The following is a 26,853-nucleotide window of genomic DNA, read 5'->3' as shown; positions in this document are numbered from 1 at the left end:
TTGCCGTTGAATACTTTCGCCGTCATGACCAGCTCACTCGGCGCCGCCCCCTGGGCGGCGGAGAACCTCCCGGCACAGACCGGACGTACGGTGATCATCACGGGGGCGGGTGGCGGGATCGGCCTCGAAACCGCCCGTGCGCTCGCCGGCGCGGGAGCGCATGTCGTGATGGCCGTGCGCGACGTCCCCCGGGCGCGGCGGGCCGCCGCGGACCTGCCCGGCAGCACCGAACTGCTGCCCCTGGACCTCGCCGACCTCGCGTCCGTACGGCGCTTCGCGGCCTCCTTCGACCGCCCCGCCGACATCCTGATCAACAACGCCGGGGTGGCCAACGTCCCGCGGGACAGGACGGCGGACGGCTTCGAGACCCACTTCGGCACCAATCACCTGGGGCATTTCGCCCTGACCAACCTGCTGCTCCCGCGGATCACCGACCGCGTGGTCACCATCTCCTCCAACGCCCACCGGCACGCCACGCTCGACCTCTCCGACCCCGGCTGGGAGCGGCGCCGCTATCGCGCCTCGGCCGCTTACGGCCAGTCGAAGCTGGCCAATCTGCTCTTCACCCTGGAGCTGCAACGGCGGCTGACGCGGGCCGGCTCCGCCGTGCGCGCCCTCGCCGCCCACCCCGGCGCCGCGCGGACGGGGCTGAACCGGCACCTCGGTCCGGTGATGAGCCTCGTCGCGACGGCCGCCGGGCGGCTGATGATGCAGAGCGAGGCCGCGGGATGCCTGCCGACGCTGTTCGCCGCCACACAGGACCTGGCGGGAGCGAGCTATGTCGGCCCCGGCGGACGGGGCGAACGGCGTGGCCGTCCCACGCTCGTGGGGCGCGGCGCCGCCGCTCGGGACGAGGTGCTGGCGGCCGGGCTGTGGGAGCTGTCCGAACGGCTCACGGACACCGCCTTTCCCCTCGGCTGACCCGGGGCGCGTTCGCCGGTGGGGGCGCCGCCGTCAGCCGTCGTCGCCCCGCTGGGTGTTGTCGTTGTCGCTGTCCGCGAAGCCGACGTACATCGAGTGGTGCAGCTCCGCCACATGGTCCCGGAGCAGACCGGCCGCCAGGGTGGCGTCACGCACGCCGAGCGCGGCCCTGATGGCCTTGTGCTGTTCGTTGCTGCCGCGGAGGTAGTCCAGCGGATACGGCAGGAAGTACGCGTACAGCTCTCCGGTGACCCGCTCGTACATCGCCAGGGCGGAAGGCAGTCCGGCGGCCTCGGCGAGGGCCAGATGGAACCGCTGGTCACCGGCGTGGAACTCGGCCCAGCTCCCGGCGGCGTCCATCTCCCGGACGCACTGGTCGAGCCGGTCGAGCCCCGGCCGATCGAGCCGCTCGGCGGCCAGATGTGCGAAACCGGCCTCCAGCACGATGCGCTCGTCGATCAGCCGGTGCACCCGCTCGCTGTCCTCCCGGTACGCGGCGACCTGCGCCACGGTGCGGCGCCGGGGCCGCTCCGCGATGAACGTGCCGCCCGTGCGCCCCGGGCGCCGTTGGACGACACCCTCGTCCTCCAGGGTCCGCAGGGCCCGGCGGACGGTGATCTCGCCGACCCCGAGCGCAGCCGCCGTGGCCTGGACATTGGGCAGCCGCTCACCGGGCGCCAGCAGGCCCAGGTCGACGGCCAGCGAGATCCGGGCCCGGACGGTGTCGACGGCGCTGGTGCGCCGGATCGCGGCGAGGGCGCTGCTGGTCAGGGCGCTCGGTGCGCCGGACGGTTCCTGGATCGCCATTCCCTCAGGGTAGGCACCCGGCCTCGCGGGCTCCCGACGGCCTCGGCGCACGGCCTCGGGACGGGGGCCGCCGCTTTGCGGAACCGTAACCTCCGGGGGTTTACCTGATCAAAGTGAGCATGTTTGTATGGCTCGCATTCACCCCTGGACGCCCACTCCGAAGGCACCGATGAAGATCTCCGGACTACAGACGGCGGGCACGCCCGGCGATGTCGACGCCAACCTCCACGAGCTGGACGCGGCGTGCCGCCGGGCCCGTGCCGAGGGTGCCGAACTCCTGGTCACCACCGAGCTGTTCGTCACCGGCTACGACATCGGGGACACCGTCCGGGACCTGGCCCGCACCGACCTGCTGACCCCGGCCCGGCAGATGGCCGCCGCACATGGCATCGCGCTCGTCCTCGGAGCACCCGAGCACGACTCCGGCGCCTACTACAACAGCGCCTTCTTCATCGACCCGGCCGGAACGGTGCTCGGCCGCCACCGCAAGAACCACCTCTTCGGCGAACTCGACCGCAGGTACTTCACACCGGGCGACAGAACCGCTCCCGTCATCGACTACGGGGGCGTCCGGATCGCCATGCTGATCTGCTACGACGTGGAGTTCCCCGAGAACGTACGGGCCGCCGCCCTGGCCGGCGCGGACCTCGTCGCGGTCCCGACCGCCCAGATGCGACCGTACGAGTTCATCGCCGAGCACCTGCTGAGGGTGCGCGCCTGGGAAAACCAGATCTACATCGCCTACGTCAACCATGACGGCGACGAGGGTTCACAGCGCTACGTCGGCCGCAGCTCCATCGTGAGCCCGTCGGCGACCGTGCTGGACAGCGTCGAACACGGCAACCGGCTGCTCTTCGCGACCGTGGACCCATACACGGTCCGGGAAGCACGCAAGGCCAATCCGTATCTGGCCGACCTCCGGCCAGACCTCTTCACCCCGTCCGCCCGCGCCACCAAGGACCCGTCATGCTGACCGACCCCGATGTGCAGTCATCCACGCCGCGACCGACGCAGACGAACCTCTCGGGGCGGCTCGGCACCGGTGCCATCGTCTTCATGGTGATCGCCGCCGCCGCGCCCCTGACGGTGGTCGGCGGCAACGTACCGCTCGCCATCGCCGGCGGCCCCGGCGCCGGAGCCCCCGTGGGCTTCGCCCTCGCCTCCCTGATCCTGCTGGTGTTCGCGGTCGGCTTCGTCACCATGACACCCCACGTGCCGCAGGCCGGCGCCTTCTACGCCTACGCCACCCGTGGCCTGGGGGACCGTGTCGGAGTGGGCACGGCCGCGGTCGCGCTCGTCGCGTACACGGCGGTCCAGGTCGGCGTCTACGGCTATCTGGGATGGGCCGTGAACGATGTCCTCCACTCGTTCGGCGGGCCGACCCTGCCCTGGTGGGTGTGGGCGCTCGCGGCACTGGCCATCGTGGCCTTCCTCGGTTACCGCCATATAGACCTCAGCTCCAAGGTCCTCGGGGTCGCGCTCGTCCTGGAGATCGCGGTGGTGCTCGTCCTGGACGCGGGGATCTTCGGCCGGGGCGGCGCCCACGGGGTCGACGTCGAGTCGTTCACCCCGCATACGGCGTTCTCCGGCCCGCTGGGCGTGGCCGTGCTGTTCGCGATCACCGGATTCATCGGCTTCGAGGCCACCGCCGTTTTCCGCGACGAGGCCCGCGACCCGGAGCGGACCATCCCGCGGGCCACGTACCTCGCCGTCCTGATCATCGGCACCTTCTACACGCTGTCCTGCTGGGCGCTGGTCCTGGCGGCGGGCACCGAGGACGCCACGGCCGTGGCCCAGAAGACCCTGGACGGCCAGGGCAACATGCTCATGGACACCGCCCAGACCTACGTCGGCACCGCGCTGCGGGACGTCATGCAGGTCCTGCTGCTCAGCAGCCTCTTCGCCTGTGTGCTCTCCTTCCACAACGTCATCGCCCGCTACACCTTCACCCTCGCCCGCAAGGACCTCCTCCCGGCCCGGCTGGGCGCGGTCCATCCGCGCCACCACTCGCCGTCCGTCTCCTCCATCGTCCAGACCGTCACCGCGCTGGTCCTGGTCGTCGCCTGCGCCGCCATCGGACTGGATCCGCTGGTGGGCGTCTTCGGCTCGATGGCGGGGGTGGCGACGGTCGGCATGATCGTGCTCATGCTCATCACCTCCGTCGCCGTGGTCACCTTCTTCGCGCGCAACGCCGAGCTCTCCTCGGGCAGGCGCTGGCAGACCCGGATCGCGCCGCTGCTGGCCGTGGCCGGACTGCTCACCGCGATGTGGCTGGTGTTCTCCAACTTCACCCTCGTCACCGGCGGTGGTGTGGGCGTGAGCACCGTCCTCGCCGTCATTCCCTTCCTCGCCTTCATCGCCGGCCTGGTCCGAGGGCCCGGCACCGCACGCGGGCGGATGTGAGACGCCGCGCCCCGCTCGGCCGCCACGACAGCCGAGCGGGCGTCAGAGCGCGGTCCGCTCCACGGGGATCCACAGCTCCGCGTCCGCCCGCGCCGCGTCCTGGGACAGCCGGGTGCGCAGGATTTCCGGACCCGGCCTGCTCTGGTACGGGTTGGACGGGAACCACTGGGTGAAGACGTCCCGCCACAGATACTGGAGCGCCCGCGGGAACGGCCCGGAGTTCTCGAAGACGGCCCAGGCCCCCGCCGGAACGGCGAGCCCGTCCAAGCCCTCCGGAGCGGCGGCCCCGGTCACCACCCCGTGGTAGTAGTCCAGTTCGGTGCCCTCGGCCCGGCTCGGGTCGAGGTTGTCGCTCACCCCCAGGATCCCCTCCGGCTCCTGATCCGACAGGGCGGCGATACGCCGCATCGTCTCCTCGTCGATGCTCCGGATGAACTCCGCGATCCGCGGATTCACCCCCTCATGGACGAGCGGGACACGGACCTTCTTGCCCACCACATGGAATCGCTCCTTCTCCACGACCCGGTATCGCATGCTGCTGCTCCCTTCGACAACGAGGCGGAAGGACATCCGCGGCTGGGAGTTCACGGCGGCACCCGCTCGCCGGGCCTCGCCCGGACCCACACCGTGCATGGCCCGGAACGCACGCGCGAACGCCTCTCCCGAGCCATAGCCGTAGCGCACCGCGATCTCCAGGAGCGTCCGCTCCCCGGCGAGCACCTCGGCCCCCGCGACGGTGAGCCGTCTGCGCCGGATGTACTCCGACAGCGAGATCCCCGCCAGCGCGGAGAACAGCCGGCGGAAGTGGTACTCCGATGTCACCGCGATCCGCGCCAAGTCGGCCACCTCGATCCGCTGATCGAGCCGCGACTCGATGTGGTCCAGGGCCTCGTTCAGCCGCTCCAGCACCTCGGTCTCCTTCTTTGACACCCCTCACGTTAGGAAGTGGGCACCCTGCCGGACCCGACATCCTGTGCCCGCTCCGGTCGGGTGGGCCCAGGGCGCCGAGGGCCGTCCCCGCCGCCGCTTTCCCCGGGCTCGGCCGCGGGTTCATCTGTACGCCCGTTCGGTCACCGTTCCATCACAACGCATTCACGCCACTCCCACCCCGCCGCCCCCGCGCCGCATGATGCACCCCACCACACGCACCTGGGAGAGACATGCGCACCCGCACCGTCGAAGCCGCGGCAGTCATCGCCATCAGCCTGCTCCTGACCGGCTGTTCCACCGGCGGCGACGGGCGTGGGAAGAGCACCCCGAGCGCCACCCCGGGCGCCGCCGAGAAGGCCGAGACCACCCGGCGCTGTGTCGATGCCATCGCCGACCGGGCGGCCGCCCACAAGGGCGGAGCGGTGCGCTCCCACCCCGTCCCCGAACCGTGCGCCCGGCTGTCGGACGCCGACTATCTGGACGCCTATATGGAAGGTCTCGAGCAGGCGCACCGCGCCGCGCGGAAGACACCTCAGAGCGAATCGGCCAAGCCGTCCGACGACTCGGGGCGCTGACCCGAGGCCCGGTCCGCCGCCCGGTCCAGATGGTCGGCGCAGGAGACCCGTGCGCTCGACCGGGAGCCGTCCGGGCAGAGGACGTTCTCCCAACTCGTCGTCGAGATATCCGCATCCCGCAGCCGCGCACCGCGGAGATCGGAGTCGGACACCGTGGCTCCGCCCAGATCGGCGCCGCTCAGATCCGCTCCGTTGAGGCCGACATGGGTGAGGGACGCCGCCCGCAGATACACGCCGTCCAGCCGTGCGCCCTCGAAACTGACATCGGTGAGCAGACCCCTGCCGAGCCTGGCGCCGCTCAGATCGGCGCCGCGCAGATCGACCTGCGAGAGGGTGGCGGAGGTGAGGTCCGCCCGCCGGAGGTCGGCGCCCCGCAGATCGACGTTCTCCAGCGACACCGCGGCCAGCCGTGCCGCGTAGAGATTGCCGCGCCGCAGATTGGCCTCGGACACCAGTCCGGTCAGGGTGGACCGTTCGAGATTCACGCACCGCAGCTTCTTCTGCCACAGGTCGCCACCGGCCACGGTGCGGCTGGAGAGATCCTTGCCCGTACGGCCGGAACAGCTCCGGCCGTGGTCGTCGTCCTCCCCGCACCCGGCGAGCAGGGCCGAGGACAGGGCGGCCACGATGAGGCAGGAGAGCGAGCGGGGCCACCGCGTGGTCATGGGCCGACCCATCACGGTGTCAGACGCCGATCAGATCCACCAGATCGTCGGCGTGCTCCTCCTCTTCCTCCAGGATCGACTCCATCAGCCGGCGGGTGGTCGGGTCGTGTTCGCCCAGCCAGCGGATGATCTCCTGATAGCTGGCGATCACGATGCGCTCGGCGAGCAGATTGTGCTCCAGCATCGCCTTCAGGTCGTTGTCGGGCGGTGCGGTGTAGTCGGTCTGGGCGCGCTGGGTGAGCGAGGAGGGGTCGAAGTCGGGGTCGCCGCCGAGCTGGGAGACGCGTTCGGCGGCGCGCAGCGCGTGCTGCATCTCCTCCTTGGCGTGCTCGGTGAACTCCGAGGACACCTGGGCGCGGTCGATCCCGCTGGCCGAGATGGCGTGGCGGGTGTAGCGAAGCCAGCACACCACCTCGGTCGCGATGACGTCGTTGAGGATGCCGATGACCCGGTCCTTGTCCAGTCCGTAGGTGTCCGTGACCGGTCCGGCCGCCATCTTCTGCCGGGCCTCTTCACGGATCTTGGTCACGTCCAGCACGAAGTTGTCGCTCATCGGTGCCCTCTCTGCTCTCCTCGGGTTGGGCGAGTGTTCCCCGCCGGGCCCGGAGGGGCTCGGGCCGAGCGGGAAGATGACTGGATCGCCGCACGGCGCCAGCCGAACGGCGGTATCGGCCGGTGGCGCCGCGTCGGACGTGGCCGGTGGATATGAGGTCCAGGTGCCCGTCTGCGACGTCGCCCGCCCATGAGTTCGGCGCCGGCCAGGAACCGCCCTGGCCGGCGCCGATCACTCCACTACAAGGTCAGCCCGCGTGGCCGGGCTCCGCCACCTTCGTCCCCGCCGACAGCACCCGGTCCGGGCGGATCGGCAGGTTGCGGTGGCGGACGCCGGTGGCGTGCCACACCGCGTTGGCGACCGCCGCCGCGGCCCCCACGATGCCGATCTCGCCGACGCCCTTGATGCCGACCGGGTCGTCCGGGTCCGGGTCGTCCACCCAGTCCGCCTCGATCAGCGGCACATCGGCGTTGGCGGCGAAGTGATAGCCCGCGAGGTCGGGGCTGACGAGGCCGCCCGAGGCCCGGTCCCGGATCGCCTCCTCGTGCAGGGCCATGGAGATGCCCCAGGTCATCCCGCCGATGAGCTGGCTGCGCGCGGTCAGCGGGTTGACGATCCGGCCCGCCGCGAAGATCCCGAGCATCCGCCGTACACGGACCTCCCCGCTGGTGATGTCCACGGCCACCTCGGCGAACTGCGCGCCGAAGGAGTGCCGTTCCTTCTGCGCCAGGGCGCCGATCGCCTCGGTGGTGTCGGACCGCGCGGTGATGCCCTCGGGCGGGATGTCGCCGCCCAGGGCCAGCCGCCCGCGCAGTTCGTCCACCGCGATCGCCACCGCCCACGCCCAGGAGCGGGTGCCCATCGAACCACCGGCGAGCATCGCCGGACCGAGGTCGCTGTCCGCGATGACCACCCGGACGCGCTCCGGATCCACCTTCAGCCCGTCCGCGGCGACGAGGGTGATGGCGGTCCGGGCGCCCGTGCCGATGTCCGCCGCGTTGATGCGCACGGTGAAGGTGCCGTCCGCCTCCGCCGTCACCGCCGACGTGGACGGTCCGGCGCCGGAGTGGAAGCTGGCCGCCGCCATACCGGTCCCGAGCAGCCACCGCCCCTCGCGGCGCACCCCCGGACGGGGATCCCGGTCCGCCCAGCCGAACCTGCGGGAGCCCTCCTCGTAGCAGGCGACCAGATTGCGGCTGCTGAACGGCAGGCCCGAGACGGGGCCCCGGTCGGGCTCGTTGCGGATCCGCAGCGCGATCGGGTCGATACCGGTCTTCTCGGCGAGTTCGTCGAACGCGCTCTCCAGCGCGAACGAGCCCGGTGCCTCGCCGGGTGCCCGCATGAAGGTCGGCGTCGGCACATCGAGCCGTACGACGCGGTCGCTGGTGTGGTGCGCCTCGGCGTCGTACATCACGCGCGCCACCGTGGCGCTCCGCTCGATGAACTCGTGGACGGTCGAGGTGACGCACTCGGACCGGTGGTCCAGCACCCGCAGCCGCCCCGACGCGTCGGCGCCGAGCCTGACCCGCTGTGCGGTGGGGCTGCGGTAGCCGATGGTCGAGAACATCTGGCGGCGGGTCATGACGACGCGGACCGGACGCTGGAGCATGGTGGCGGCCATGGCGGCGGCCACCTGGTGCGGGCGGACCGTCTTGGAGCCGAAGCCGCCGCCGACGTGTTCGGACCGCACCCGTACCGAGGCCGGGTCGAGGGAGAAGATCTGCGCGAGCTCGGCGGCCACCATCGTGCTGCCCTGGTTGGAGTCGAAGACCTCGAGCCGGCCGCCGTCCCAGTGGGCCGTCGCCGCATGCGGCTCCATGGGGTTGTGGTGCTCTTCCGGCGTGGTGTACTCGGCGTCCACGACGAACGTGGACGCGGCGAGCTCGGCCTCGACATCCCCCTTCGTCGCCTCCGCGGGCCCGAAGGGCGAGTCCGCGGGGGTGTACATATCGGGGTGTCCGCCGAAGAACGCGCTGTCGTGCTGCTCCTGGTCGTACCGGACCACCAGGGCTTCCGCCGCCTCCCTGGCCTGCTCGGGCCGCTCGGCGACGACCAGCGCCACCGGCCAGCCCATGAAGGGGACACGGTCGTTCTGGAAGACCCCGAGGATCGGGTCGGGCGGCCCGATCATGCCCATGTAGTCCAGGTTGACCCGCGGGGCGTTCTCATGGTGGAGGACCGCGAGGACACCGGGCATGGCGAGGACCGCTTCGGTCTCCACCGAGCCGATACGGCCACGGGCGACGGTGGACAGCACCATCCAGCCGTGGGCGAGGTCGGGCAGGGGGATGTCGCCCGCGTAGCGGGCCGCTCCGGTGACCTTCTCCCGGCCCTCCACGCGGGTGCGCGCGGTGCCGAAGGCCCCCGTCCTCGTGGTGGCTCCGGTCGTCGTGGTCATCGGGCGGCCTCCTCGGCGAGTTCGGTCAGCTGGGCCACGACGAGGTTGCGCATCAGCGGCACCTTGTATCCGTTGTGGGGCAGGGTCTCGGCGGCGGCCAGTTCCGCGTCCGCGGCGGCGGCGAACGCCTCGGCGGTCGCCGGGCCCCCGGTCAGTGCCCGCTCGGCCGCCAGGGCCCGCCACGGCCGGGAGGCGACCGCCCCGAAGGCGAGGCGGACATCCTGGACGACCCCGTCCCGGACGTCGAGGGCGGCGGCGATCGAGCCGATCGCGAAGGCGTAGGAGGCGCGCTCGCGGACCTTCCGGTACCGGGAGTGGGCGGCGACCGGGGCCGGGGGCAGGCTGACCCCGGTGATCAGCGCTCCGGACGGCAGCGCGGTCTCCAGATGCGGGGTGTCGCCCACGGGCAGGTAGAAGTCCGCGAGCGGCAACTCGCCCGGCCCGTCGGCGGTTTCGTAATGTACGACGGCGTCGAAGGCGGCGAGCGCGACCCCCATGTCCGAGGGGTTGGTGGCCACACAGTGCTCGGAGGCGCCGAAGATCGCGTGGTTGTGGTGCTCACCCTCGATGGCCGGGCAGCCGCTGCCGGGCAGGCGCTTGTTGCAGGGCCCCGCCACATCGGCGAAGTAGCCGCAGCGGGTGCGCTGGAGGAGATTCCCGCCGACGGTGGCCATGTTCCGCAGCTGTCCGGAGGCACCGGCCAGGACGGCCTGGGTGAGGGCCGGGTAGCGGCGGCGTACCTCGGGGTGGGCGGCCAGATCGCTGTTGGTGACGGTGGCCCCGATGCGCAGGCCCCCGTCCGGTGTCACCTCGATGCGGTCCAGGGGGAGCTCGCGTACGTCGACGAGCCGTCCCGGCCGCTCGACGCCGGTCTTCATCAGATCGACCAGATTGGTGCCGCCGCCGAGGAAACGCGCGTCGGGATCGGCGCCGAGGACGGCGACCGCCTCGGAGACTTCGAGGACGCGCTGGTAGCCGAACTCCTTCATGCCACGGCCTCCTCGGCTCCGCTCGTGCGCACCTCGGCCGCTCGCGCGACCGCCTGCACGATCGACACATAGGCGCCGCAGCGGCACAGGTTGCCGCTCATCCGCTCCCGGATCTCATCGGGGCTGAGGGGCGGGGGTCCCGCTTCGGGGCTGACATCGGCGGTGACGGCGCTCGGCCAGCCCGCCTCGTGCTCCTCGAGCACGGCGAGGGCGGAGCAGATCTGCCCCGGGGTGCAGTAGCCGCACTGGTAGCCGTCGAGGTCGAGGAACGCCTGCTGCACCGGATGCAGCTGATCGCCTTCGGCCACGCCCTCGATCGTGGTGATCTCGCGGCCCTCGGCGGCCACCGCGAGCTGGAGACAGGAGACGGTCCGGCGGCCGTCGAGCAGCACCGTACAGGCCCCGCACTGGCCCTGGTCGCAGCCCTTCTTGGTCCCGGTGAGGTCGAGATGCTCACGCAGGGCGTCGAGCAGGGTGGTGCGGTGGTCGACGGGCAGCGTGTATTTCTCGCCGTTGATGTTCAGCGTGATGACGCTGGACGTCGATGGGGCCATGATCAGCCTTCTTTCGCGGGTGTGGTGCGCGTTGAAGTCGTCCGATGGAGGGGCCGGGGCCCATATGGGGGTCCCGGAAGTGTGTGATGCGTGACAATGCCGGTCAGCGCTCGGTTTCGGCCATCCACACAGGCCGTTTCTGCCGGTAAGGTAAGCCTATGCGGACAGCTGTCCGCTGTGCATGAAAACTTAGCGGACAGCTGTCCGGTGGGCAAGGCGGGCGCTATGCGATGTCCGGAAGGAGGACGAGTGCGGGCAGACAGGGACGCACGTCTGCGCTCGGACGCGCAAGCGAACCGTGAGCGCATCCTGGAAGTGGCGCTGGCGGAGCTGACGCGCTCGGCGGATGTCCCGCTGAGCGCCATCGCCAAGAAGGCGGGCGTCGGGCAGGGGACGCTGTACCGCAACTTCCCCAGCCGCGAGGCCCTCGTGCTGGAGATCTACCGCCATGAGATGCGGCAGGTCGCGGACACCGCGGTCGAGCTGCTCCGTACTCGCGCGCCGGACCAGGCGCTGCGGGAGTGGATGGGCCACCTCGCCCGGTTCGCCATGGCCAAGGCGGGTCTGGCCGACGCGCTGCACAAGGCCATGAGCGCATCCTGCGGCCAGGAGAAGCCGGGGCACGGCCAGATGACCGAGGTCGTGTCGCTCCTGCTGCGGGCCAACGAGGAGGTCGGCACCATCCGCCCCGGCGTCACCACCGACGACTTCCTGCTCGCCATCGCCGGCCTGTGGCAGATCGGCCTCGCCGACGACCGGCAGGCGCGGGCGAAACGGCTTCTGGACCTGGTCATGGACGGGCTGCGCGTCGGCGCGCCCGGTGCGGCAGGGCCGGGGACGACGGCCGATCCGGCGGACTGAGCCCGGCCCGAGGCCGCCGACCGGCGGGGGCACGCCCAAGACCGTGCCCCCGCCGGAATGTGTGCATCAGCCCCGGACCGGAAGCGCGGTGCGGGGCCGGGGCGGGAAACCGGCGGCGCGGTAGCACGCGTCGATCAGAGACATGGTGGTCAGCGCGTCCTCCGCGTCCAGCGGAAGCGGTGTGCCGTGCCGCAGATGAGTGGCGTACGCCTCCAGCTGGTACGTGTACGAGGAGCGCTTGCCCAGCTCCTCGGTCCGCTCACCCGCGGGCGTGCGCACCAGGACGCGGTCGTCCAGATGCGGCTGGACGAAGTTCACGGCCGTGGCCTCGCCCCGCGAGCCGACCACCCGGAAGCTCATGCGCCAGTCGCCGTGTGCCATATGGCAGCGGGCCGATCCGGTGGCACCGCCGGGGAAGGCCAGCTCCGCGTCCAGCCACTCGTCCACGTCCGGTGCGCCGTCCCGGGCGCCGCCCCGGGCCGTGACCAGGCGCGGCGGACCACCGGCCCAGGGGGCGAGGGTGCGCTGGGCGTGCAGGCTGTAGCAGCCCAGGTCCATGAGGGCGCCCCCGGCCAGCGGGAGGGACCAGCGCGGATCGGACCCGGGCGGGGCGGGCATGGCGACCGTCGTCTCGACATGCCGGAGCTCTCCGAGCTCCCCGGAGCCGAGCAGTTCGTGGAGGCGGCGGGTGACGGGGTGGAAGAGGTAGTGGAAGCCCTCCATGAAGACGGTGCCCGCCTCGGCGGCGGCGTCGCGCACCTCGGTGGCCTCCTCGGCGTCGCTCGCCGAGGGCTTCTCGGTCAGTACGTGCTTGCCCGCGGCGAGGGCGGCGAGGTTCCACGGGCCGTGCAGGCCGTTGGCCAGTGGGTTGTAGACGACCTCCACCTCGGGGTCGTCGATCACATCGGCGTAGGAGTCCAGGACCCGCTCGACGCCGTGCTCGGCGGCGAAGGCTTCGGCCCGGCCGCGGGAGCGCGCGGCCACCGCGACGAGGCGGTGGCCGCACACCCGGGCGGGGCCGACGATGGAGAGCCCGGCGATCCGGGCGGCGCCCAGGATCCCGATGCGCAGCGGCTCGGCTGTCGTCATGCCTTCCGTACCTCTTCCATGTTCACGGGGCGGTGTTCACGCAGCGACAGGGTGCATGCCTCGGCGATCCAGCCCGCCTCGACCGCGTCGGCGACGGTGCAGGGGGAGGGCCGCAGACCGGCCGTGACCTCGGTGAAGGCGGTGAGCTCGGCCCGGTAGGCGGTGGCGAAGCGGTCCATGAAGAAGTGGTGCGGCGCGGCCCCCGGGAAGGTGGCGCCGGGTTCGACGGAACGCAGCGGCAGCCTGTCCTCCAGGCCCGCGGCGACGCTGTCCGCCATGCCGTGGAGCTCCAGGCGGGCATCGTAACCACGGGCGTTGTGCCGGGTGTTGGAGACCACGGCGAGGGTGCCGTCGTCGAGGGTGAGGAGGGCGGAGGCGGTGTCGACGTCCCCGGCGGCCGCGATGTACTCGGCGCCGCGGTTGGCACCCGTCGCGTAGACCTCGGTGACCTCGCGGCCGGTGATCCAGCGGACGACGTCGAAGTCGTGCACGGAGCAGTCGCGGAAGATGCCGCCGGAGACGGCCACGTAGGCGGCCGGGGGCGGCTCGGGGTCCAAGGTGGTGGACCGCACGGTGTGCAGCGGCCCGAGCTCACCGCTGACCACCGCCTTCCGCGCTGCCACGTACCCGGGGTCGAAGCGCCGGTTGTAGCCGATCTGGACCTCCACCCCACTGTCCTGGACCGCGCGGAGGACGTCGAGGCTCTCCTCGATCGTGCGCGCCACCGGCTTCTCGCAGAAGACCGGCACACCCGCCCGCACGGCGGCGAGGACGAGGCCGGGGTGGGCGTCGGTCGCCGCGGCGATCACGATGCCGTCCACACCCGCGGCGAGCACGGCCTCCGGCGATTCGACCGCGCGGGCGCCGAACCGCTCGGCGGCGGCGGTGGCGGCCGCGGCCACCGGGTCGGTGACCACGAGGGAGTCCACCGAGTCGAGTGTGGACAGGGTCTCGGCGTGGAAGGCGCCGATCCGGCCCAGGCCCATGATGCCGATGCGCATGGGGAGTTGTTCCCTTTCTGACGGTGTGGCTTTTGATGGTGCGGCTTCTGACGGTGCGGGGCGGCGGGTCAGCCGAGTCCGCCGAGGACGATCTGGTCCCAGTCGACGACCGAGCCGGTGACGACTCCGCTGCGGTCGGAGAGGAGAAGGACGGCGAAATCGGCGATCTCGTCGACCTGGCCGAGCTTGCCCATCGGCAGGGCGCGGGCGGCCTCCTCGCGCCAGTCGTCGCCGGCGCCGTGGAAGGCGCGCTGGACGGCGTCCTCGCCCTCGGTCCCGGTCCAGCCGATGTTGAGGCCGTTGACACGGACGCGGTCCCAGCGGTGGGCGTGGGCGGCGTTGCGGGTCAGGCCCGCGAGCCCGGCCTTCGCCGCGGAGTACGGCGCCAGGTGCGGATATCCGCCGTGTGCGCAGTTGGAGATGATGTTGACGATGGTACCCGGGGCCTTCCTGGCCACCATGTCGGCGACGGCGGCCTGCATGGCGAAGAACGGGGCGCGCAGGTTGATCGCGATATGCGCGTCGAAGAGCTCGGGCGTGGTGTCCAGCAGGGTGCCGCGCGAGGTGAGCCCGGCGGAGTTGACCAGGCAGTCGATCCTGCCGTGGGCCGCCACCACCCGCTCCACGCTGCCCCGTGCCTGCGCGGGATCGGCCAGATCGGCGCGGAGGAAGGAGGCCGTGGCCCCCTGGGCCGTGAGCTCCTCCGCCAGCGGCTCACCGACGCCGGGGCGACGTCCGGTGAAGGCCACCGTGGCCCCTTCGCGGACGGCGGCGCGGACGATACCGGCGCCGACCCCCTGGCTGCCGCCGTTGACCAGGACGATCTTGTCCTCCAGCAGTCCCATGAACGGTCCGCCCCCTTCAGCTCTGCCGGCGCTCGGCGCCGGACCGCAGCTCGGCGCGCAGGGCGTCCGGGGTCCGGTCCCGCTCCAGGGCACGCCGGACGAGGTCGGCCTGGGAGTCCGGGGCCAGGCCGTCCACGGGCGGGTCGAGGTCCAGGTTGGTGGGGAAGGGGTAGCCCTCGGCGCAGGCCGCGACCACGTTGTGCAGCCACTCCTCGGTGGCGCCTTCGGCCTTGCGCCGCCGCAGCACCGGGAAGACGGCGTTGACCACCGCCTCGCGGTCGACGGTCTCCATGGCGCGGCCGAACGCGGAGGAGATCTGCAACAGGTTCGCCATCCGCCGGATGTCCGCGGAGCGATTGTGCCCGGCGGCATGGAACAGCGCGGGGTTGAAGAAGACCGCGTCGCCCGCCTCCAGCGGCAGCTGGACGTGGTGCTCGGCGAAGTAGGCCATGAACTCCGGGCGGCGCCAGGCCAGATAGCCGGGTTCGTACGTCTGTGAGTACGGCAGATAGAGCGTCGGACCGGACTCGACGGGCATGTCGCAGTGGGCGACCGCGCCCTGCAAGGTCAGCGCGGGGGAGAGCCGGTGGACATGGGCGGGGTAGGTCGCGGCCCGCGCCTCGGAGAGGAAGCCGAGGTGATAGTCGCGGTGCACGCTCTGGGCCGCGCCACCCGGGTTGACCTGGTTGATCTGTGAGGTGATCTGATAGCCGGGGCCCAGCCAGGCGGTGGCGACCAGGGCGATGAGGTCATTGGCGTAGTAGTCGGCGAAGACCTCCGGTGCGGTGCGGGCCAGCTTCTCCAGCGCGTTCCAGACCCGGTCGTTGGCGCCGGGTTTGGCGAAGTGGTCACCCCGGGCGGAGCCCGCCGCCCGCTCCTCCTCGATCAGCGCCGTGAACGCCTCGGTGGCCCGGCCGAGGACCGTCGAGTCCGGAAAGGCACCCTTGAACACCACGATGCCGGGGCCGTCCAGCAGGGCGTGTACCAGCTCCGCCTGCGCCTCCCGGCGGCCGGGCCCGGTGGCGGCCCGGGCCCGCAGGCGCTCGCCGTCGTAGACGGGCACGTTCTGCTCCACGGCGTCGGCGCCGGGGTGGTCGCCGGGGTCGGTGGTCCGCTCGACCAGGGCGCGGAAGGTGTCGAGAGCGCAGTCGGCCGCACTGAGCCAGGTCTGGGACCTCGGGGCGACAACGGACATGATGTTTTTCGATCCTTCCCGTGGGCTGCGGCTTTCTGTCAGTGTTGTGATCGGCCGAGCATCGGGCAATCCTCAGCAACCCATCAAAAACCCCTCAGGGAGGCGTACCGATGGCCCATCCGTATCCGATCCGGGAGATCGCCCGGCAGGCGGGTCTGAGCGAGGCCACCGTCGACCGGGTGCTGAACGACCGCGGTGGTGTGCGCGAGAGCACCATCCGCGAGGTCCGCCAGGCGATCAAGGACCTGGACCGGCAGCGGACCCAGGTCCGCATCGGTGGCCGCACCTTCATGATCGACATCGTGATGCGGGCGCCGGAGCGCTTCTCCTCGGCGGTCCGCGCCGCCCTGGAGGCGGAGCTGCCCTCGCTGCGCCCGGCGGTGCTGCGGTCGCGCTTCCACTTCCGCGAGACCGGTCCGGTGGAGGAGCTGATCGCCACGCTGGACCGCGTCGCGGCCCGCGGCGGCTCCCAGGGGGTCGTGCTGAAGGCACCCGACGTCCCGGAGGTCGCGGCGGCCGTCGGCCGTCTGGCCGCCGCGGGCATACCGGTCGTGACCCTGGTGACCGATCTGCCCAGCAGCGCACGCCGGTCCTACGTCGGCATCGACAACCGCGCCGCGGGCGCCACCGCCGCGTACCTCATGGGCCAGTGGCTCGGTGACCGCCCCGGCAATGTGCTCACCACCATCAGCCGCGGCTTCTTCCGCGGTGAGGAGGAGCGCGAGATGGGATTCCGCAGCGCGCTGCGCAACGCGCACCCCGGGCGCACACTGGTCGAGGTCACCGACAGCGACGGCCTGGACGCCACCCAGCGCGACCTGGTGCTGCGGGCGCTGCGGCGCGATCCGGAGATCCGGGCGGTCTACTCGATGGGTGGCGGCAACACCGCGACGGTCCGGGCATTCGAGGAACTGGGCCGCGGCTACGAGGTGTTCATCGCCCACGACCTCGACCACGACAACACCCGGCTGCTGCGCGAGCGCCGGCTGTCCGCGGTGCTCCACCACGATCTGCGCCAGGACATGCGCCGCGCCTGCCAGATCATCATGCGGGCCCATGGCGCCCTCCCCGACGACGGCCCCTCCCTGCCTTCGCCGATCCAGGTCGTCACGCCGTACAACATGCCGCCCGACGCGCTCTGAGACGTCTGCCCGTGGCGTCCTCCGGCCCGCTTGGCGACTTTCCGTTGAACCCTGTCACTCGTGCCACTGGGAGCCGTTTCCGCACTCGCATAGCGTCGCGCCAAGGCCAGATGGACTGGCCGTAACCGCGTGTGAGGGAATATTTCATGCTCGCCCAGTTCGTCCTGTTCGACGGCTTCGACCTCCTCGATGTCGTCGCCCCCTACGAGGTGCTGCACGCCGGTGGCACGGCTTCCGGTGGCTCGGTGCGCGTGGAGCTGGTGTCCGCCGAGGGGCCGCGCGAGGTGGTGAGCGGGGTCGGCGGTGTGCCGCTGCGCGCCACGGCGGCCCTGGACCCCGCGAAGGCTGACCTGATCGTGGTCCCCGGTGCCGCCGGCCGTGCCGGAGAGCCCGGCGAGGTCCCCGATCACGACGCGGAGGCGGACGCGGGGGAGTGGCGGGAGCATGAATTCATCCCCGTCCTGCTGGGCCGCACCCTGAACACCGACCTGCCGGGGCTGCTGAAGACGGCCATGGAGCGCCCGGAGGCGACCGTGGCCACGGTGTGCGGCGGTTCGCTCGTCCTGGCCATGGCCGGTCTGCTGGAGGGCCGCTACGCCACCACCCACCACATGGGCCTGGACATGCTCGACGCCACCGGTGCCCATGTGGTCAGGGCCCGGGTCGTCGACGACGGCGACCTCATCACGGGCGCCGGTGTCACCTCCGGACTCGATCTGGCGCTGTATCTGCTGGAGCGCGAAGTGGGGCCGAAGATCGCCCACGCCGTCGAGGAGCTGTTCGCGTACGAGCGCCGGGGTACGCCCTGGAGCCACCGCGGGCCGTCGCCCGTCGCCCTGTGACCACAACGCCCCGGCACGACCCGTCCCATCCCACCGTGAGGAAGCACACCACCATGTCCGTCGCAGGCTCCGTCGAAGGCACCTGGGATCTGTCCATCTCCACACCGATCGGCCGGATCAAGGCCGTGATCGAACTCCATGACGAGGACGGCACCCTGACCGGTACGGCCCACGGTGCGGAAGAGGAGGTCCCGCTGGCCGATGTGGCGCTGGAGGGCGATCAGCTGACCTGGCGTCAGGCCATCACCAAACCGATGCGTCTGAACCTCGCGTTCACCATGACGGTCGAGGGCGAGACGATGACCGGCACCTCCAAGGCCGGGCGGCTGCCCTCCTCCAACGTCACCGGACAGCGCCGCGCCGTCCCGGTGGAGGCGGAGGGCTGAGCCGATACGCCGGAGGGCACCGGGGTTCCCCCACGTTCCCTCGGCCAGTGGCCCACCGCACGGCTCACCGGAACCGGCTCAGACGAATTGCTGGATCACCAGCACGGTCGCGCTCGCCACCGCCAGCACCATGGCGACGGCCCTGGTGCGCCGCATGTCCAGTCTGCTCGACAGCGGGCGGGCCAGCAGCACCCCGAGCGCCGCCGCCGGGGCCAGCAGGACGGTGTGCCACAGGCTGTATGTGTGCACCGCCCCCGTCGCCGCCAGGGTGGCCAGACTCATCACCGAACCGGCCAGGAAGAACGCGCTCATCGTGGCACGCAGCCGCGGTCCGCTCAGACGCTGCCAGACCATCGCCATCGGCGGCCCCCCGATGGAGGTCGCCGTGCCCATCAGCCCCGACACCAGGCCGGCCAGCAGCACCGACCGCCGTCTCGGCGCCGGTACGAAACCGCGCAGGCTCACCGCCACACCCACGAGGACGACCGCGGCCACCAGGAGGGCGAGGTGCCGGGCGGGGAGCACGGCGACCAGCGCCGCGCCGCCCACCGCGCCTGGCAGCCGGCCGACCAGCGCCCACCCCGCACCCCGCAGGTCCAGATGTCCGCCCTCCAGGACCAGCACCGTGGCCGTGACCCCGGTGGCGAGCAGCAGCACCACCACCGGGGTGAGCGACGGATCGAATATCGCGATCACCGGGGCGGCCAGCAGGCCGAGCCCGAAGCCGATGGAGACCTGGAGCAGCGCCCCGACCGCCACCGTGACGAAGAGCAGGGTGAACTCCGGCGGGCTCATGCTTCCATCGGCCCGGTGCCCAGCGGGAAGTGGCACAGGCCCTCATGCGGCTCCTGCCCGGTGTCCCCCGTGCCGTCGCGGACGACGACCGGGGGAGCGACTTCGGCGCACCGGGCCTCGCTCTTCCAGCAGCGGGTGCGGAACCGGCAGCCCGACGGGATGTCGTACGGGGACGGGATCTCCCCGCGCAGCTGGATCTCCTCGTCCCGCTCCCGCCCGGAGACGTCGAGTGTGGGCGCGGCGGACATCAGGGCGGCGGTGTAGGGATGCAGAGGGCGGTCGAAGACGTCCTCGGTGGGGCCGTGTTCGATGACCTTGCCCAGGTACATCACCGTCACCCGGTCGGAGACATGCCTGACCACGGACAGGTCATGGGAGATGAAGACATAGGAGACACCGAGCCGTTCCCGCAGCTCGGAGAGGACATTGAGCACTTGGGCCTGCACCGACAGATCCAGCGCCGACACCGGCTCGTCGCACACGATGAGGTCGGGGTCGAGCGCCAGCGCGCGGGCGATGCCGATGCGCTGCCGCTGCCCGCCGGAGAACTCGTTCGGGTAGCGGTGGGCGTCGCTCTCCCGCAGCCCGACGAGGGACAGCAGCTCACGGACCCGCCGCTCCCGCGCCGGTGCCGTGGGCACGATGTCGCGGTGGGTGCGCCACGGCTCGCCGATGAGGTCGGCCGCGGACATCCGGGCGTTGAGCGAGGCGAAGGGGTCCTGGAACACCATCTGCACCCGGCGCCGCCAGGCCGTCAGCTCCTTGCCCTTGAGGGTGAACGGATCGGCGCCGTCGAAGCGCACGGTGCCCGAGTCCGGCCGCTCAAGACCGAGCACCACTCTGGCCAGGGTGGACTTGCCACATCCGGACTCGCCCACCAGCCCGAGCGTCTCCCCGCGCTCGACCCGTACATCGACTCCGTCCAGCGCGGTCAGGCGCCGGCGGCCATGGCCGAACGACTTGGTCACACCGCGCACTTCGAGCAGTGGCGGGGGAGTGGCCGAGCCGCCGGCCCGCGGGTCGGCGGCGGTCGCGGTGAGGGGCGTCTCAGACACGGTCGAGCTCCTCGGAAAAGTGGCAGGCGGCCGAGCGTGCGGCCCCGACGGACAGCAGAGGAGGACGTTCCCCGGCGCAGCGCTGCCCGGCCAGCGGACATCTGGCCTGGAAGACACAGCCGGACGGGACCGCGCTCAGCTCGGGCGGGCTCCCCGGTACGGCGGGCAACGGGCGGCCCCTGACGGCGTGTTCGGGGACCGAGTCGAGCAACCCCTTGGTGTACGGGTGGCGGGGGCGCGAGAAGACCTCCGCCACCGGGCCGGTCTCCACCACATTGCCCGCGTACATGACCACGACATCGTCCGCGCGCTGGGCGACCACCGCCAGATCGTGGGTGATCAGCACGAGCGCCATGTCCCGTTCGGTCTGGAGGTCCCGCAGCAGCCGCATGATCTGCGCCTGCACGGTGACGTCGAGCGCGGTCGTGGGCTCGTCGGCGATCAGCACATCGGGGTCCAGCGCGACGGCCATCGCGATCAGCAGCCGCTGCCGCATACCGCCGGAGAACTGATGCGGATACGCACGGGCCCGCAACCGCGGCTCGGGGATGCCGACGCGGGTCATCAGCTCGACCGCCTTCTCCCGGGCATCGCGCCGCGACAGCCCGCGGTGGATGCGGAACGGCTCGGCGAGTTGTCTGCCGACCGGCTGTACCGGGTTGAGCGCGGTCAGCGCGTCCTGGAAGACGATCGACAGCACGGGGCCCGCGAGCTTTCTGCGGCCCGCTCGGCCCAGCCGCAGCACATCGGTACCGGCCACCTTCACGGATCCGCCGGTCACCTCGGCCGTCGGATCGAGCAGCCCGGCGATGGACAGCGCGGTCATCGACTTCCCGCAGCCGGACTCGCCCAGCAGCGCCAGGGTGCGCCCCTTGCGCACGCTGAAGCCGACGCCGTCCACGGCGCGTACGGTGCCCGAGGGGGTGCGCAGATCGACACGGAGCCCCTCGACCTCGAGTGCGGGACCGCCGGTCGCGGCGGGCGAGGGCAGGGTGGAGGACTTCACGCGATCATCTCCGAGGGGACGGCGGCCCGGTCGCCGCGCCGCTTCCTGGGCAGCGTCAGACGCCAGCGCTGGGCGGGGTCGGTGGCCAGGCGGACCCAGGCGGCGAGCACCGTGGCCGACACCGTGGTGAGCACGATCGCGACACCCGGCAGCACGGCGATCCACCAGGCCGTCTGAAGGTACTGGCGCCCTTGGGCCACCATCAGCCCCCAGCTCACATCGGGGGGCTGGATGCCGATGCCGAGGAAGCTCAGGCTGGACTCGGTCAGCATGACGAAACAGAAGTCGAGCGTGGCCACGGTCAGCAGCGTCGGCAGCGCGATCGGCAGAATGTGCCTGATGATGATGTTCCGGCTCGGGGTGCCGAAGGTCCGGGCCGCGTCGACGAACAGACGGCTCCTCAGCTCGGCCGACTCCGCGCGGGCGGTGCGCAGATAGACCGGGACGCGCGCGATGGCGAGGATCAGCACGATGTTCATCGCGCTGGGCGCGAAGACATAGAGCACCACCACCGCGATCAGCAGGGACGGGAAGCTGAGGATGACATCGGCGACACGCATCGCCACGTTCTCGCGCAGGCCCCCGTGGTATCCGGCCCACAGCCCCAGCGCCGAGCCGATCAGCAGCGAGCACAGCACCGCGGGCACCGCGACGGACAGTGTCGTCCCGGCGGCGTCCACCAGCCGGGCCAGCACGCTGCGCCCCAGCACATCGGTGCCGAGCAGCCCGTAGAAGCCGTGGTCGAGGGAGGGCGGGCGCAACGAGGCGCGGAGGTCCTGCCGTACGGCCCGGTCCCCGATGAGCAGCCGGCCGAACAGCGCCACGAGGAACACCACGGCGAGGATGACGGCCGCCACGGCCGCGGCCCGGTCCCGGCCGAGCAGCAGCCACCAGCGGGGCGGACGGGTGCGCGGCGGCGCGGCGGCCGCGCCGGACGGGCGGTCCGCGGAGTCGGCGGCGGGGTCGGGCATGGTGGCTCCTTCGCTCACGCCGGCACCGCCTGGCGCACTCGGGGGTCGATCAGGGCGTGGCAGACATCGACGAGGATGTTCAGCGCGAAGATGGTCACCGCCGTGAGCAGGACCGCGGCCTGCAACACCGCGAAGTCGCGCTGCAAAATCGAGTCGATCATGAGCTTGCCGATCCCGGGCCAGCCGAAGATCGTCTCCACGACCACCGCGCCGTTGACCAGACCGACGGTGAGATCCCCGGCCACGGTCAGCACGGGCGTGATGGAGTTGCGCAGGGCGTGCCCGAACACCACGCGCTTGGGGTCGGCTCCCTTGCTGCGCGCGACCTTGACGTAAGGCGCGGACAGCGCGCCGACCATGCTGCCGCGCACCACCTGCACCAGCACGCCGAACGGGCGGATCAGCAGGGTGGCGATGGGCAGCACCCAGATCTCCGGGCCGCCCAGGGTGCCGGAGGTCGGCAGCCAGCCCAGACCCACGCCGAAGACCAGCACACCCACGATGGCGAACCAGAAGTCGGGGATGCTGGCCGCGGTCATCGACAGCAGCCCCGCGACCCGGTCGATGCCCGAGTTGGGCCGGTAGGCGGCCAGGCTGCCGACCAGCAGGGCGCCGAGGATCGCCAGGAGCATGGTCATCCCGGCGAGTTGGAGCGTGACGGGGAACGCCTTGAGCACCATCGACCCGGCCGACTCCCCGGTGCGCAGCGATGTGCCGAAGTCGAGTTGGGCGGCGTTGGCGAGGTAGTCCCACAGCTGCGCCGGAATGGAGTCGTCGAAGCCGTGGGCGGCGGAGAATTCCGCGCGCTGCTGGGCAGTGGCGCTCAGCGGCAGGTAGAGGTCGACGGGGTTGCCGGTCAGCCGGGCCAGACAGAACACGCCCAGCACCACGAACACCAGCGGGATCGCACTGGAGACGATGCGCTTGCGCAGGAAGGACGTCATATCAGTGCCCCCGTGCCGTCGCGGGGCCGACCTCGGCCAGCCGCATCTCGTCCCCGGTGGCCGAGTCCGGCCGGTAGCGCACCTTCGGTGACAGCCCGAGCAGCCCGCGCATATGGGCCAGATAGGCGTACTGCACAACCGTCTTGTTCTGGTAGGAGAGCACTTCGGCGAACGCCTTCTGGCGGGCCTTGCCGGACAGCGCGTCCGCCGCGGCGATGCGCCGGTCGAGCTCCTTGGTGCCGAACGTGGACTGGGGGCCGTCGCTTTGCAGGTACTGACTCGTGGTGAAGGCCGCGTCCCCGGCCTGGTTGCCGTGCATGATCAGCAGCGCGATCGGCCCGACGCCACGGGGCAGCGGGCGCAGCTGGTACTGGAGATGGGTGGCGGTGTCCGCCATGCGTATCCGCACGTTCAGCCCCACCTTCGCCATCTCGTACTGAAGCGCCTCGGCCACTTCCGCGATCCCGGCGAACATGCCGTTGCGCGCCACGAGGGTGATCCGCCGGTGTACCGGGACGCCGTCGGCGGCCGCCTGCTTCACCAGCGCGCGGGCGGCGGCCACCTTGTACGGGGCGGGGGCGAGGTCGTCGTTGTGGCCCACCACACCGGGCGGGACGAGTTGTGCGGCGGGCTTGGCCAGTCCGCCGAGAAGAGCCTCGATGATGCCCTCGCGGTCGACGGCCAGGCCGATCGCCTTGCGCACCCGGATGTCGTTGAGCGGCGCCTCACGGCCGTCCAGCCGCAGGGCGGTGGTCTCGTTGTTGGGGTAGGCCACGGTGTTGCCCTGGTCGGCACTGATGTGGTCCAGCGCCGTCGCGATATCGGCCTCGCCCTTGTCGATCATCGCGGCCCGGACGCTGGCGTCGCTGCGCCAGACGTATCTGGCCCGGGGGTAGGCGGGCGCCTTCCCCCAGTAGTCGTCGTTGCGGGCGAGGGAGATGGAGACCCCGGTCTGCCATGCCTTGACGGCGTAGGGGCCGGTCCCGACCGGGATGCGCACCTTGGCCTCGGTGCTGGTGGTGTGCGGCACGATCTCGACGAAGCTCAGCCGCAGCGGGAGGATGGGGTCGGTCTTCTCAGTGGTGACGGTCAGCCGGGTGGGGCTGACGGCGCGCACATCGAGCTTCTCGTCGCCGAAGACATAGCCCTCCACGTTGCAGGCGAGATCGGAGTTGACGGCGCGGTCGATGGAGAAGGCGGCGTCCTTCGCCGTGAACGGCCGCCCGTTCTGGAAGTTCACACCGGAGCGGATGTCGAAGGTCCATGTCCTGGGCTTCGTCTGCCGCCAGCCGGTGGCCAGCAGCGGCTGGAGCCCGCCCGAGGTGGGGTCCCGTTCCACCAGCGGTTCGGTGATGTTGGAGCGGACCACGACACCGGTCGCGGTCAGCGATGACTCGCAGGGCTCCAGCGTCGGGGGTTCCTGGGTGAGGACCACACGCAGGGTGCGGCCGTCCGCACTGCCGGCATCACCCGCCGTGTCACTGTTCGCCACGGCGCACGCGCTGGTCAGCAGCATCGTGACCGAGGCCAGAAGGGCGAGAACGGTACGGGCCCGGCCCCGTTCGGGGCGCGGACTGGAGGGAGTGGAGGGTACGGAGGACTTCATCGTCGGCGTATCTCCGAGGGTGCTGGCGGGTTGCCGCCCGAGAACGACGGTCGACATATGGTCTTGTCTACACTTGCGTACCCGGTCTGCATTTGTGGACGCCGAAGCTAAACCTGAGGTGCCGGGGCGTCAAGAGATCTGACAACAGACGCAGATGGGGAGCGCCGCGGCCGGAACAGGCCGAGCATTGACAGCCTCGAGGATCACGTGCACAAATGAAAACAGCGGCTATATATGAGGACGGTAGACATGGTCAGGACGGCTGCCCCCGATGGTGACCGCGCGCTGCGCATCATGCTCAACCACCGGATCCTGAGCAGGTTCACGGAGCGGTTGCGGGCGCGGATCGAGGGGCCGCACGAGTGGCTGGACGCCTCGGACTGGGACGCGGCGCGGATCTCCGACGCCATCGCCTCCGTCGATGTGTACGTGGGCTCACGGCTCGCCGAGGACCATGCGCGGCGCGCCCGGCGGCTGCGCCTCGTACATGTCGTCGGCGCGGGCTACGACGGCATCCCCCTGGAGGCGCTGGGGCCGGATGTGATCGTGGCCAACACCCATCACCACGGCAAGTCCATCGCCGAACACGTCCTGATGTGCGTTCTGATGCTGTCCCGGAGTGTGCTCACGGCCGATCGGGAGCTGCGTGCCGGGCGGTGGCGCAATGTGGCCGTCGATTCCACGCTGCCCTTCGGGGACACCCTGCGGGGCCGCCGGGTCGGAGTCATCGGCTTCGGTGAGACGGGGAGGGAGATCGGCCGGCTGTGCCAGGCGGTCGGCCTGGGGGTGCGAGCCGTGCGCCGCGATCCATCGGCCCCGCTGCCGGACGATCTGCGCCCCGACTGGGTGGGTGGCACGGAGCGGCTCCCGGATCTGCTGGCGGACTCCGACATCGTCGTGGTCACCGTTCCGCTGAGCCCCGCGACCCGCGGGCTGATCGGCCCGGCCGAACTGGCCGCGATGGGCCCGCACTCCCTCCTCGTCAATGTCGCCCGTGGCCCGGTCGTACAGGAGGAGGCGCTGTACGAGGCGCTCTCGGCCGGCACCATCGCCGGTGCCGCCCTCGATGTGTGGTGGTCGGGTCCTCCGCTCGCGCCGAGCGGCCTGCCGTTCCACACCCTGCCCAATGTGGTGATGACACCGCACAATTCGGGTCACACCGAGGAGACCTTCGCCGCCCGGGCCGTGGACATCGCGGCCAACATCAACCGCCTGGCGGCGGGGAGCCCCCTCGGCAATGTGGTCAGGGGGCGATGATGAGGTGGCTGATCAGGCCCTGGTCCAGGGTGAAGCGATAGCGAAGGTCGACGATGCCACCGGGGAAGTTCCCCTCCAGCCGCTGGGTGACGGTGCAGCGGTCCGGGCCGTCCTGCTCGGCCCCGAGGAATGTGGTGGTGTAGGTGTACTCGGAGACGGCGCGGCCCAGCCATCGCTCGATGGCCGGGATCCCTTCGTAGGTACGGCCGTCGTCGACGACCGTCGCGTCCGGTGTCAGCGCGGCTGAGGCCGCCTTCACATCGTGCTCGTTGTGCGCCGTCAGATACCGCTTGACCACGTCGGGCAGATCGGTGGCGGCGAAGGGCGTGGTGTTGTCGGTCATGGCTGTCCGTCCCGGAGTACGCGCAGGGCGCGCCCCTTGTCACTGCTAAAACAGAAGCAAGTGACTTTCACTTTAGCAGTAACTCGGCTCGCCCCCGTTGTGATGGACGCGTTCCCACCTCTGAATAGTGAAGTGATATTCAGAGGTATGCTCCCGGATGAGGAGTCGCGTCATATCGGACGGGAGGTGTGCGGTGTCGTCCGCGAAGAAGGTCTCGGGGCCCGTCGACGATGAGCCGGTCTGCTCCATCGAGCGGAGCCTTCGGATTCTGGGTGAGCGATGGTCGCTGCTGGTGCTGCGCGAGATCTTCGCCGATAGGCACAGATTCGCCGAGATCCAGTCGTCGCTCGGCGTCGCGCCGAACCTGCTCAGTGCCCGGCTCAAACTGCTCGTGGAGGCTGGGGTGTTGCGTACCCGGACCTATCAGGAGCCGGGCAGCAGACATCGGCTGAGCTACCACCTGACACCGGCCGGGGAGGAGCTGCGGATCGTGCTGGCCGCGCTTCAGCAGTGGGGCGACCGCCACCGCCCCCGCCCGTCGGGCCCCTCGGCCCTCCGCCGCGTGCGCTCCACCGGTGAGGCCGTGAGTGTCGGGTTCGTCGACGAGGAGGGCCGGGAGGTGCCGTACGCCGACGTGGACTTCATGGTCGATCCGGCGTCGGGGGGCTGATCCGGTTCCGGTTCCATCTGGATGCCACTTCAGTAGTCAGTGCCCGGAGA

At 71.3% G+C, this 26,853-nt stretch carries 28 protein-coding genes and 1 pseudogene; 11 read left to right on the top strand and 18 right to left on the bottom strand.

Features of this window, described 5'->3' with window-relative positions:
• Positions 1-24: 24 nt before the first annotated feature.
• The gene (locus tag AB0E24_RS16850; protein ID WP_359377738.1) at positions 25-921 is read left to right on the top strand and encodes an oxidoreductase; all 897 of its coding nucleotides are present in this window, start codon (positions 25-27) and stop codon (positions 919-921) included.
• A gap of 33 nt (positions 922-954) precedes the next feature.
• On the opposite strand, the gene AB0E24_RS16845 is transcribed toward AB0E24_RS16850, so the two are convergent.
• Complete coding sequence (locus tag AB0E24_RS16845) at positions 955-1,728, bottom strand: FadR/GntR family transcriptional regulator (RefSeq protein ID WP_359377735.1); 774 nt, start codon at positions 1,726-1,728, stop codon at positions 955-957.
• A gap of 127 nt (positions 1,729-1,855) precedes the next feature.
• Here AB0E24_RS16845 and AB0E24_RS16840 point away from each other — a divergent pair, with 127 nt between their 5' ends.
• Both AB0E24_RS16840 and AB0E24_RS16835 read left to right on the top strand, forming a co-directional pair.
• Entirely contained in the window at positions 1,856-2,701 is an 846-nt protein-coding gene (locus AB0E24_RS16840; RefSeq protein WP_359377732.1) for a carbon-nitrogen hydrolase family protein, read from the top strand.
• On the top strand, positions 2,695-4,131 hold the full coding sequence (locus AB0E24_RS16835; RefSeq protein WP_069872926.1) for an APC family permease: 1,437 nt from the start codon (positions 2,695-2,697) through the stop codon (positions 4,129-4,131). The genes AB0E24_RS16840 and AB0E24_RS16835 overlap by 7 nt, the downstream gene beginning before the upstream one ends.
• Positions 4,132-4,173: 42 nt before the next feature.
• Here the strand turns inward: AB0E24_RS16835 and AB0E24_RS16830 are convergent, their stop codons facing one another.
• Positions 4,174-5,040 (bottom strand): AraC family transcriptional regulator, encoded by an 867-nt coding sequence (locus AB0E24_RS16830; RefSeq protein ID WP_093700256.1) that lies wholly within the window; start codon positions 5,038-5,040, stop codon positions 4,174-4,176.
• Between the two features lie 251 nt (positions 5,041-5,291).
• Between AB0E24_RS16830 and AB0E24_RS16825 the strand changes: the two genes are divergently transcribed.
• Entirely contained in the window at positions 5,292-5,636 is a 345-nt protein-coding gene (locus AB0E24_RS16825) for a hypothetical protein (RefSeq protein WP_359377729.1), read from the top strand.
• On the opposite strand, the gene AB0E24_RS16820 is transcribed toward AB0E24_RS16825, so the two are convergent.
• From AB0E24_RS16820 to AB0E24_RS16800, 5 genes are all read right to left on the bottom strand, one after another.
• Positions 5,594-6,301 carry a pentapeptide repeat-containing protein gene (locus AB0E24_RS16820; RefSeq protein WP_069872933.1) on the bottom strand — a complete coding sequence of 236 codons (708 nt, stop codon included), beginning with the start codon at positions 6,299-6,301 and terminating at the stop codon, positions 5,594-5,596. The genes AB0E24_RS16825 and AB0E24_RS16820 overlap by 43 nt on opposite strands.
• 19 nt (positions 6,302-6,320) lie before the next feature.
• Entirely contained in the window at positions 6,321-6,854 is a 534-nt protein-coding gene (locus AB0E24_RS16815; protein ID WP_069872935.1) for a ferritin-like domain-containing protein, read from the bottom strand.
• Between the two features lie 247 nt (positions 6,855-7,101).
• A complete protein-coding gene (locus AB0E24_RS16810) occupies positions 7,102-9,252 on the bottom strand; it encodes a xanthine dehydrogenase family protein molybdopterin-binding subunit (RefSeq protein ID WP_069872937.1) in 2,151 nt (716 codons plus the stop codon).
• Entirely contained in the window at positions 9,249-10,241 is a 993-nt protein-coding gene (locus tag AB0E24_RS16805) for an FAD binding domain-containing protein (RefSeq protein WP_069872939.1), read from the bottom strand. The genes AB0E24_RS16810 and AB0E24_RS16805 overlap by 4 nt, the downstream gene beginning before the upstream one ends.
• Positions 10,238-10,795 (bottom strand): (2Fe-2S)-binding protein, encoded by a 558-nt coding sequence (locus AB0E24_RS16800; protein WP_069872941.1) that lies wholly within the window; start codon positions 10,793-10,795, stop codon positions 10,238-10,240. Before AB0E24_RS16800 ends, AB0E24_RS16805 begins: the two co-directional genes overlap by 4 nt.
• 249 nt (positions 10,796-11,044) lie before the next feature.
• Between AB0E24_RS16800 and AB0E24_RS16795 the strand changes: the two genes are divergently transcribed.
• Positions 11,045-11,656, top strand: coding sequence for a TetR/AcrR family transcriptional regulator (locus AB0E24_RS16795; RefSeq protein ID WP_359377723.1), 612 nt, complete (start codon positions 11,045-11,047; stop codon positions 11,654-11,656).
• 66 nt (positions 11,657-11,722) lie between these two features.
• Here AB0E24_RS16795 and AB0E24_RS16790 read toward each other — a convergent pair whose 3' ends face one another.
• From AB0E24_RS16790 to AB0E24_RS16775, 4 genes are all read right to left on the bottom strand, one after another.
• On the bottom strand, positions 11,723-12,745 hold the full coding sequence (locus AB0E24_RS16790; protein ID WP_069872946.1) for a Gfo/Idh/MocA family protein: 1,023 nt from the start codon (positions 12,743-12,745) through the stop codon (positions 11,723-11,725).
• Positions 12,742-13,746 carry a Gfo/Idh/MocA family protein gene (locus AB0E24_RS16785; protein ID WP_359377719.1) on the bottom strand — a complete coding sequence of 335 codons (1,005 nt, stop codon included), beginning with the start codon at positions 13,744-13,746 and terminating at the stop codon, positions 12,742-12,744. Before AB0E24_RS16785 ends, AB0E24_RS16790 begins: the two co-directional genes overlap by 4 nt.
• A 68-nt stretch (positions 13,747-13,814) precedes the next feature.
• A complete protein-coding gene (locus AB0E24_RS16780) occupies positions 13,815-14,591 on the bottom strand; it encodes an SDR family oxidoreductase (RefSeq protein WP_359377717.1) in 777 nt (258 codons plus the stop codon).
• 16 nt (positions 14,592-14,607) lie between these two features.
• A complete protein-coding gene (locus AB0E24_RS16775) occupies positions 14,608-15,786 on the bottom strand; it encodes a phytanoyl-CoA dioxygenase family protein (RefSeq protein ID WP_359377715.1) in 1,179 nt (392 codons plus the stop codon).
• Positions 15,787-15,896: 110 nt separating this feature from the next.
• Here AB0E24_RS16775 and AB0E24_RS16770 point away from each other — a divergent pair, with 110 nt between their 5' ends.
• From AB0E24_RS16770 to AB0E24_RS16760, 3 genes are all read left to right on the top strand, one after another.
• Positions 15,897-16,928 carry a LacI family DNA-binding transcriptional regulator gene (locus tag AB0E24_RS16770; protein WP_099016075.1) on the top strand — a complete coding sequence of 344 codons (1,032 nt, stop codon included), beginning with the start codon at positions 15,897-15,899 and terminating at the stop codon, positions 16,926-16,928.
• Between the two features lie 146 nt (positions 16,929-17,074).
• Positions 17,075-17,770 (top strand): DJ-1/PfpI family protein, encoded by a 696-nt coding sequence (locus AB0E24_RS16765; RefSeq protein ID WP_174885513.1) that lies wholly within the window; start codon positions 17,075-17,077, stop codon positions 17,768-17,770.
• 53 nt (positions 17,771-17,823) lie between these two features.
• Entirely contained in the window at positions 17,824-18,156 is a 333-nt protein-coding gene (locus AB0E24_RS16760) for a hypothetical protein (protein WP_232637053.1), read from the top strand.
• A gap of 78 nt (positions 18,157-18,234) precedes the next feature.
• Here the strand turns inward: AB0E24_RS16760 and AB0E24_RS16755 are convergent, their stop codons facing one another.
• From AB0E24_RS16755 to AB0E24_RS16730, 6 genes are read right to left on the bottom strand one after another with little or no spacing between them, the layout of a single operon-like run.
• On the bottom strand, positions 18,235-18,951 hold the full coding sequence (locus AB0E24_RS16755) for a sulfite exporter TauE/SafE family protein (protein WP_359377710.1): 717 nt from the start codon (positions 18,949-18,951) through the stop codon (positions 18,235-18,237).
• A complete protein-coding gene (locus AB0E24_RS16750) occupies positions 18,948-20,006 on the bottom strand; it encodes an ABC transporter ATP-binding protein (protein ID WP_359377707.1) in 1,059 nt (352 codons plus the stop codon). The genes AB0E24_RS16755 and AB0E24_RS16750 overlap by 4 nt, the downstream gene beginning before the upstream one ends.
• Complete coding sequence (locus tag AB0E24_RS16745) at positions 19,999-21,012, bottom strand: ABC transporter ATP-binding protein (protein ID WP_359377704.1); 1,014 nt, start codon at positions 21,010-21,012, stop codon at positions 19,999-20,001. The genes AB0E24_RS16750 and AB0E24_RS16745 overlap by 8 nt, the downstream gene beginning before the upstream one ends.
• Positions 21,009-21,983 carry an ABC transporter permease gene (locus tag AB0E24_RS16740; protein ID WP_359377701.1) on the bottom strand — a complete coding sequence of 325 codons (975 nt, stop codon included), beginning with the start codon at positions 21,981-21,983 and terminating at the stop codon, positions 21,009-21,011. The genes AB0E24_RS16745 and AB0E24_RS16740 overlap by 4 nt, the downstream gene beginning before the upstream one ends.
• Positions 21,984-21,997: 14 nt before the next feature.
• Positions 21,998-22,927 (bottom strand): ABC transporter permease, encoded by a 930-nt coding sequence (locus AB0E24_RS16735; protein ID WP_359377698.1) that lies wholly within the window; start codon positions 22,925-22,927, stop codon positions 21,998-22,000.
• A gap of 1 nt (position 22,928) precedes the next feature.
• On the bottom strand, positions 22,929-24,590 hold the full coding sequence (locus tag AB0E24_RS16730) for an ABC transporter substrate-binding protein (protein WP_359377695.1): 1,662 nt from the start codon (positions 24,588-24,590) through the stop codon (positions 22,929-22,931).
• Between the two features lie 5 nt (positions 24,591-24,595).
• Between AB0E24_RS16730 and AB0E24_RS16725 the strand changes: the two are divergent.
• Positions 24,596-24,724: pseudogene (locus tag AB0E24_RS16725) on the top strand (hypothetical protein); the annotation flags it as partial.
• 58 nt (positions 24,725-24,782) lie between these two features.
• Entirely contained in the window at positions 24,783-25,790 is a 1,008-nt protein-coding gene (locus AB0E24_RS16720) for a 2-hydroxyacid dehydrogenase (protein WP_359377693.1), read from the top strand.
• Here AB0E24_RS16720 and AB0E24_RS16715 read toward each other — a convergent pair.
• On the bottom strand, positions 25,777-26,133 hold the full coding sequence (locus tag AB0E24_RS16715; RefSeq protein WP_069874914.1) for a nuclear transport factor 2 family protein: 357 nt from the start codon (positions 26,131-26,133) through the stop codon (positions 25,777-25,779). The genes AB0E24_RS16720 and AB0E24_RS16715 overlap by 14 nt on opposite strands.
• A 193-nt stretch (positions 26,134-26,326) precedes the next feature.
• Between AB0E24_RS16715 and AB0E24_RS16710 the strand changes: the two genes are divergently transcribed.
• Positions 26,327-26,803, top strand: a complete 477-nt coding sequence (locus tag AB0E24_RS16710) for a winged helix-turn-helix transcriptional regulator (protein ID WP_359377690.1) — start codon at positions 26,327-26,329, stop codon at positions 26,801-26,803.
• Positions 26,804-26,853: the final 50 nt, after the last annotated feature.

It is taken from the genome of Streptomyces malaysiensis subsp. malaysiensis (genome assembly GCF_040653035.1).
In the GTDB taxonomy this organism is placed as follows: Bacteria; Actinomycetota; Actinomycetes; order Streptomycetales; family Streptomycetaceae; genus Streptomyces; species Streptomyces malaysiensis.
The sequence above is the reverse complement of the archived record's forward strand: the minus strand, read 5'-3'. Positions and strand labels throughout refer to the sequence as shown.

Excerpts from the sequence above, each read along its gene's own strand:
- AB0E24_RS16850 (WP_359377738.1), top strand. The coding sequence starts at position 25 with ATGACCAGCTCACTCGGCGCCGCCCCCTGGGCGGCGGAGAACCTCCCG.
- AB0E24_RS16845 (WP_359377735.1), bottom strand. The coding sequence starts at position 1,728 with ATGGCGATCCAGGAACCGTCCGGCGCACCGAGCGCCCTGACCAGCAGC.
- AB0E24_RS16840 (WP_359377732.1), top strand. The coding sequence starts at position 1,856 with ATGGCTCGCATTCACCCCTGGACGCCCACTCCGAAGGCACCGATGAAG.
- AB0E24_RS16835 (WP_069872926.1), top strand. The coding sequence starts at position 2,695 with ATGCTGACCGACCCCGATGTGCAGTCATCCACGCCGCGACCGACGCAG.
- AB0E24_RS16825 (WP_359377729.1), top strand. The coding sequence starts at position 5,292 with ATGCGCACCCGCACCGTCGAAGCCGCGGCAGTCATCGCCATCAGCCTG.
- AB0E24_RS16820 (WP_069872933.1), bottom strand. The coding sequence starts at position 6,301 with ATGACCACGCGGTGGCCCCGCTCGCTCTCCTGCCTCATCGTGGCCGCC.
- AB0E24_RS16815 (WP_069872935.1), bottom strand. The coding sequence starts at position 6,854 with ATGAGCGACAACTTCGTGCTGGACGTGACCAAGATCCGTGAAGAGGCC.
- AB0E24_RS16810 (WP_069872937.1), bottom strand. The coding sequence starts at position 9,252 with ATGACCACGACGACCGGAGCCACCACGAGGACGGGGGCCTTCGGCACC.
- AB0E24_RS16805 (WP_069872939.1), bottom strand. The coding sequence starts at position 10,241 with ATGAAGGAGTTCGGCTACCAGCGCGTCCTCGAAGTCTCCGAGGCGGTC.
- AB0E24_RS16800 (WP_069872941.1), bottom strand. The coding sequence starts at position 10,795 with ATGGCCCCATCGACGTCCAGCGTCATCACGCTGAACATCAACGGCGAG.
- AB0E24_RS16790 (WP_069872946.1), bottom strand. The coding sequence starts at position 12,745 with ATGACGACAGCCGAGCCGCTGCGCATCGGGATCCTGGGCGCCGCCCGG.
- AB0E24_RS16785 (WP_359377719.1), bottom strand. The coding sequence starts at position 13,746 with ATGCGCATCGGCATCATGGGCCTGGGCCGGATCGGCGCCTTCCACGCC.
- AB0E24_RS16780 (WP_359377717.1), bottom strand. The coding sequence starts at position 14,591 with ATGGGACTGCTGGAGGACAAGATCGTCCTGGTCAACGGCGGCAGCCAG.
- AB0E24_RS16775 (WP_359377715.1), bottom strand. The coding sequence starts at position 15,786 with ATGTCCGTTGTCGCCCCGAGGTCCCAGACCTGGCTCAGTGCGGCCGAC.
- AB0E24_RS16770 (WP_099016075.1), top strand. The coding sequence starts at position 15,897 with ATGGCCCATCCGTATCCGATCCGGGAGATCGCCCGGCAGGCGGGTCTG.
- AB0E24_RS16765 (WP_174885513.1), top strand. The coding sequence starts at position 17,075 with ATGCTCGCCCAGTTCGTCCTGTTCGACGGCTTCGACCTCCTCGATGTC.
- AB0E24_RS16760 (WP_232637053.1), top strand. The coding sequence starts at position 17,824 with ATGTCCGTCGCAGGCTCCGTCGAAGGCACCTGGGATCTGTCCATCTCC.
- AB0E24_RS16755 (WP_359377710.1), bottom strand. The coding sequence starts at position 18,951 with ATGAGCCCGCCGGAGTTCACCCTGCTCTTCGTCACGGTGGCGGTCGGG.
- AB0E24_RS16740 (WP_359377701.1), bottom strand. The coding sequence starts at position 21,983 with ATGCCCGACCCCGCCGCCGACTCCGCGGACCGCCCGTCCGGCGCGGCC.
- AB0E24_RS16735 (WP_359377698.1), bottom strand. The coding sequence starts at position 22,927 with ATGACGTCCTTCCTGCGCAAGCGCATCGTCTCCAGTGCGATCCCGCTG.
- AB0E24_RS16730 (WP_359377695.1), bottom strand. The coding sequence starts at position 24,590 with ATGTCGACCGTCGTTCTCGGGCGGCAACCCGCCAGCACCCTCGGAGAT.
- AB0E24_RS16720 (WP_359377693.1), top strand. The coding sequence starts at position 24,783 with ATGGTCAGGACGGCTGCCCCCGATGGTGACCGCGCGCTGCGCATCATG.
- AB0E24_RS16715 (WP_069874914.1), bottom strand. The coding sequence starts at position 26,133 with ATGACCGACAACACCACGCCCTTCGCCGCCACCGATCTGCCCGACGTG.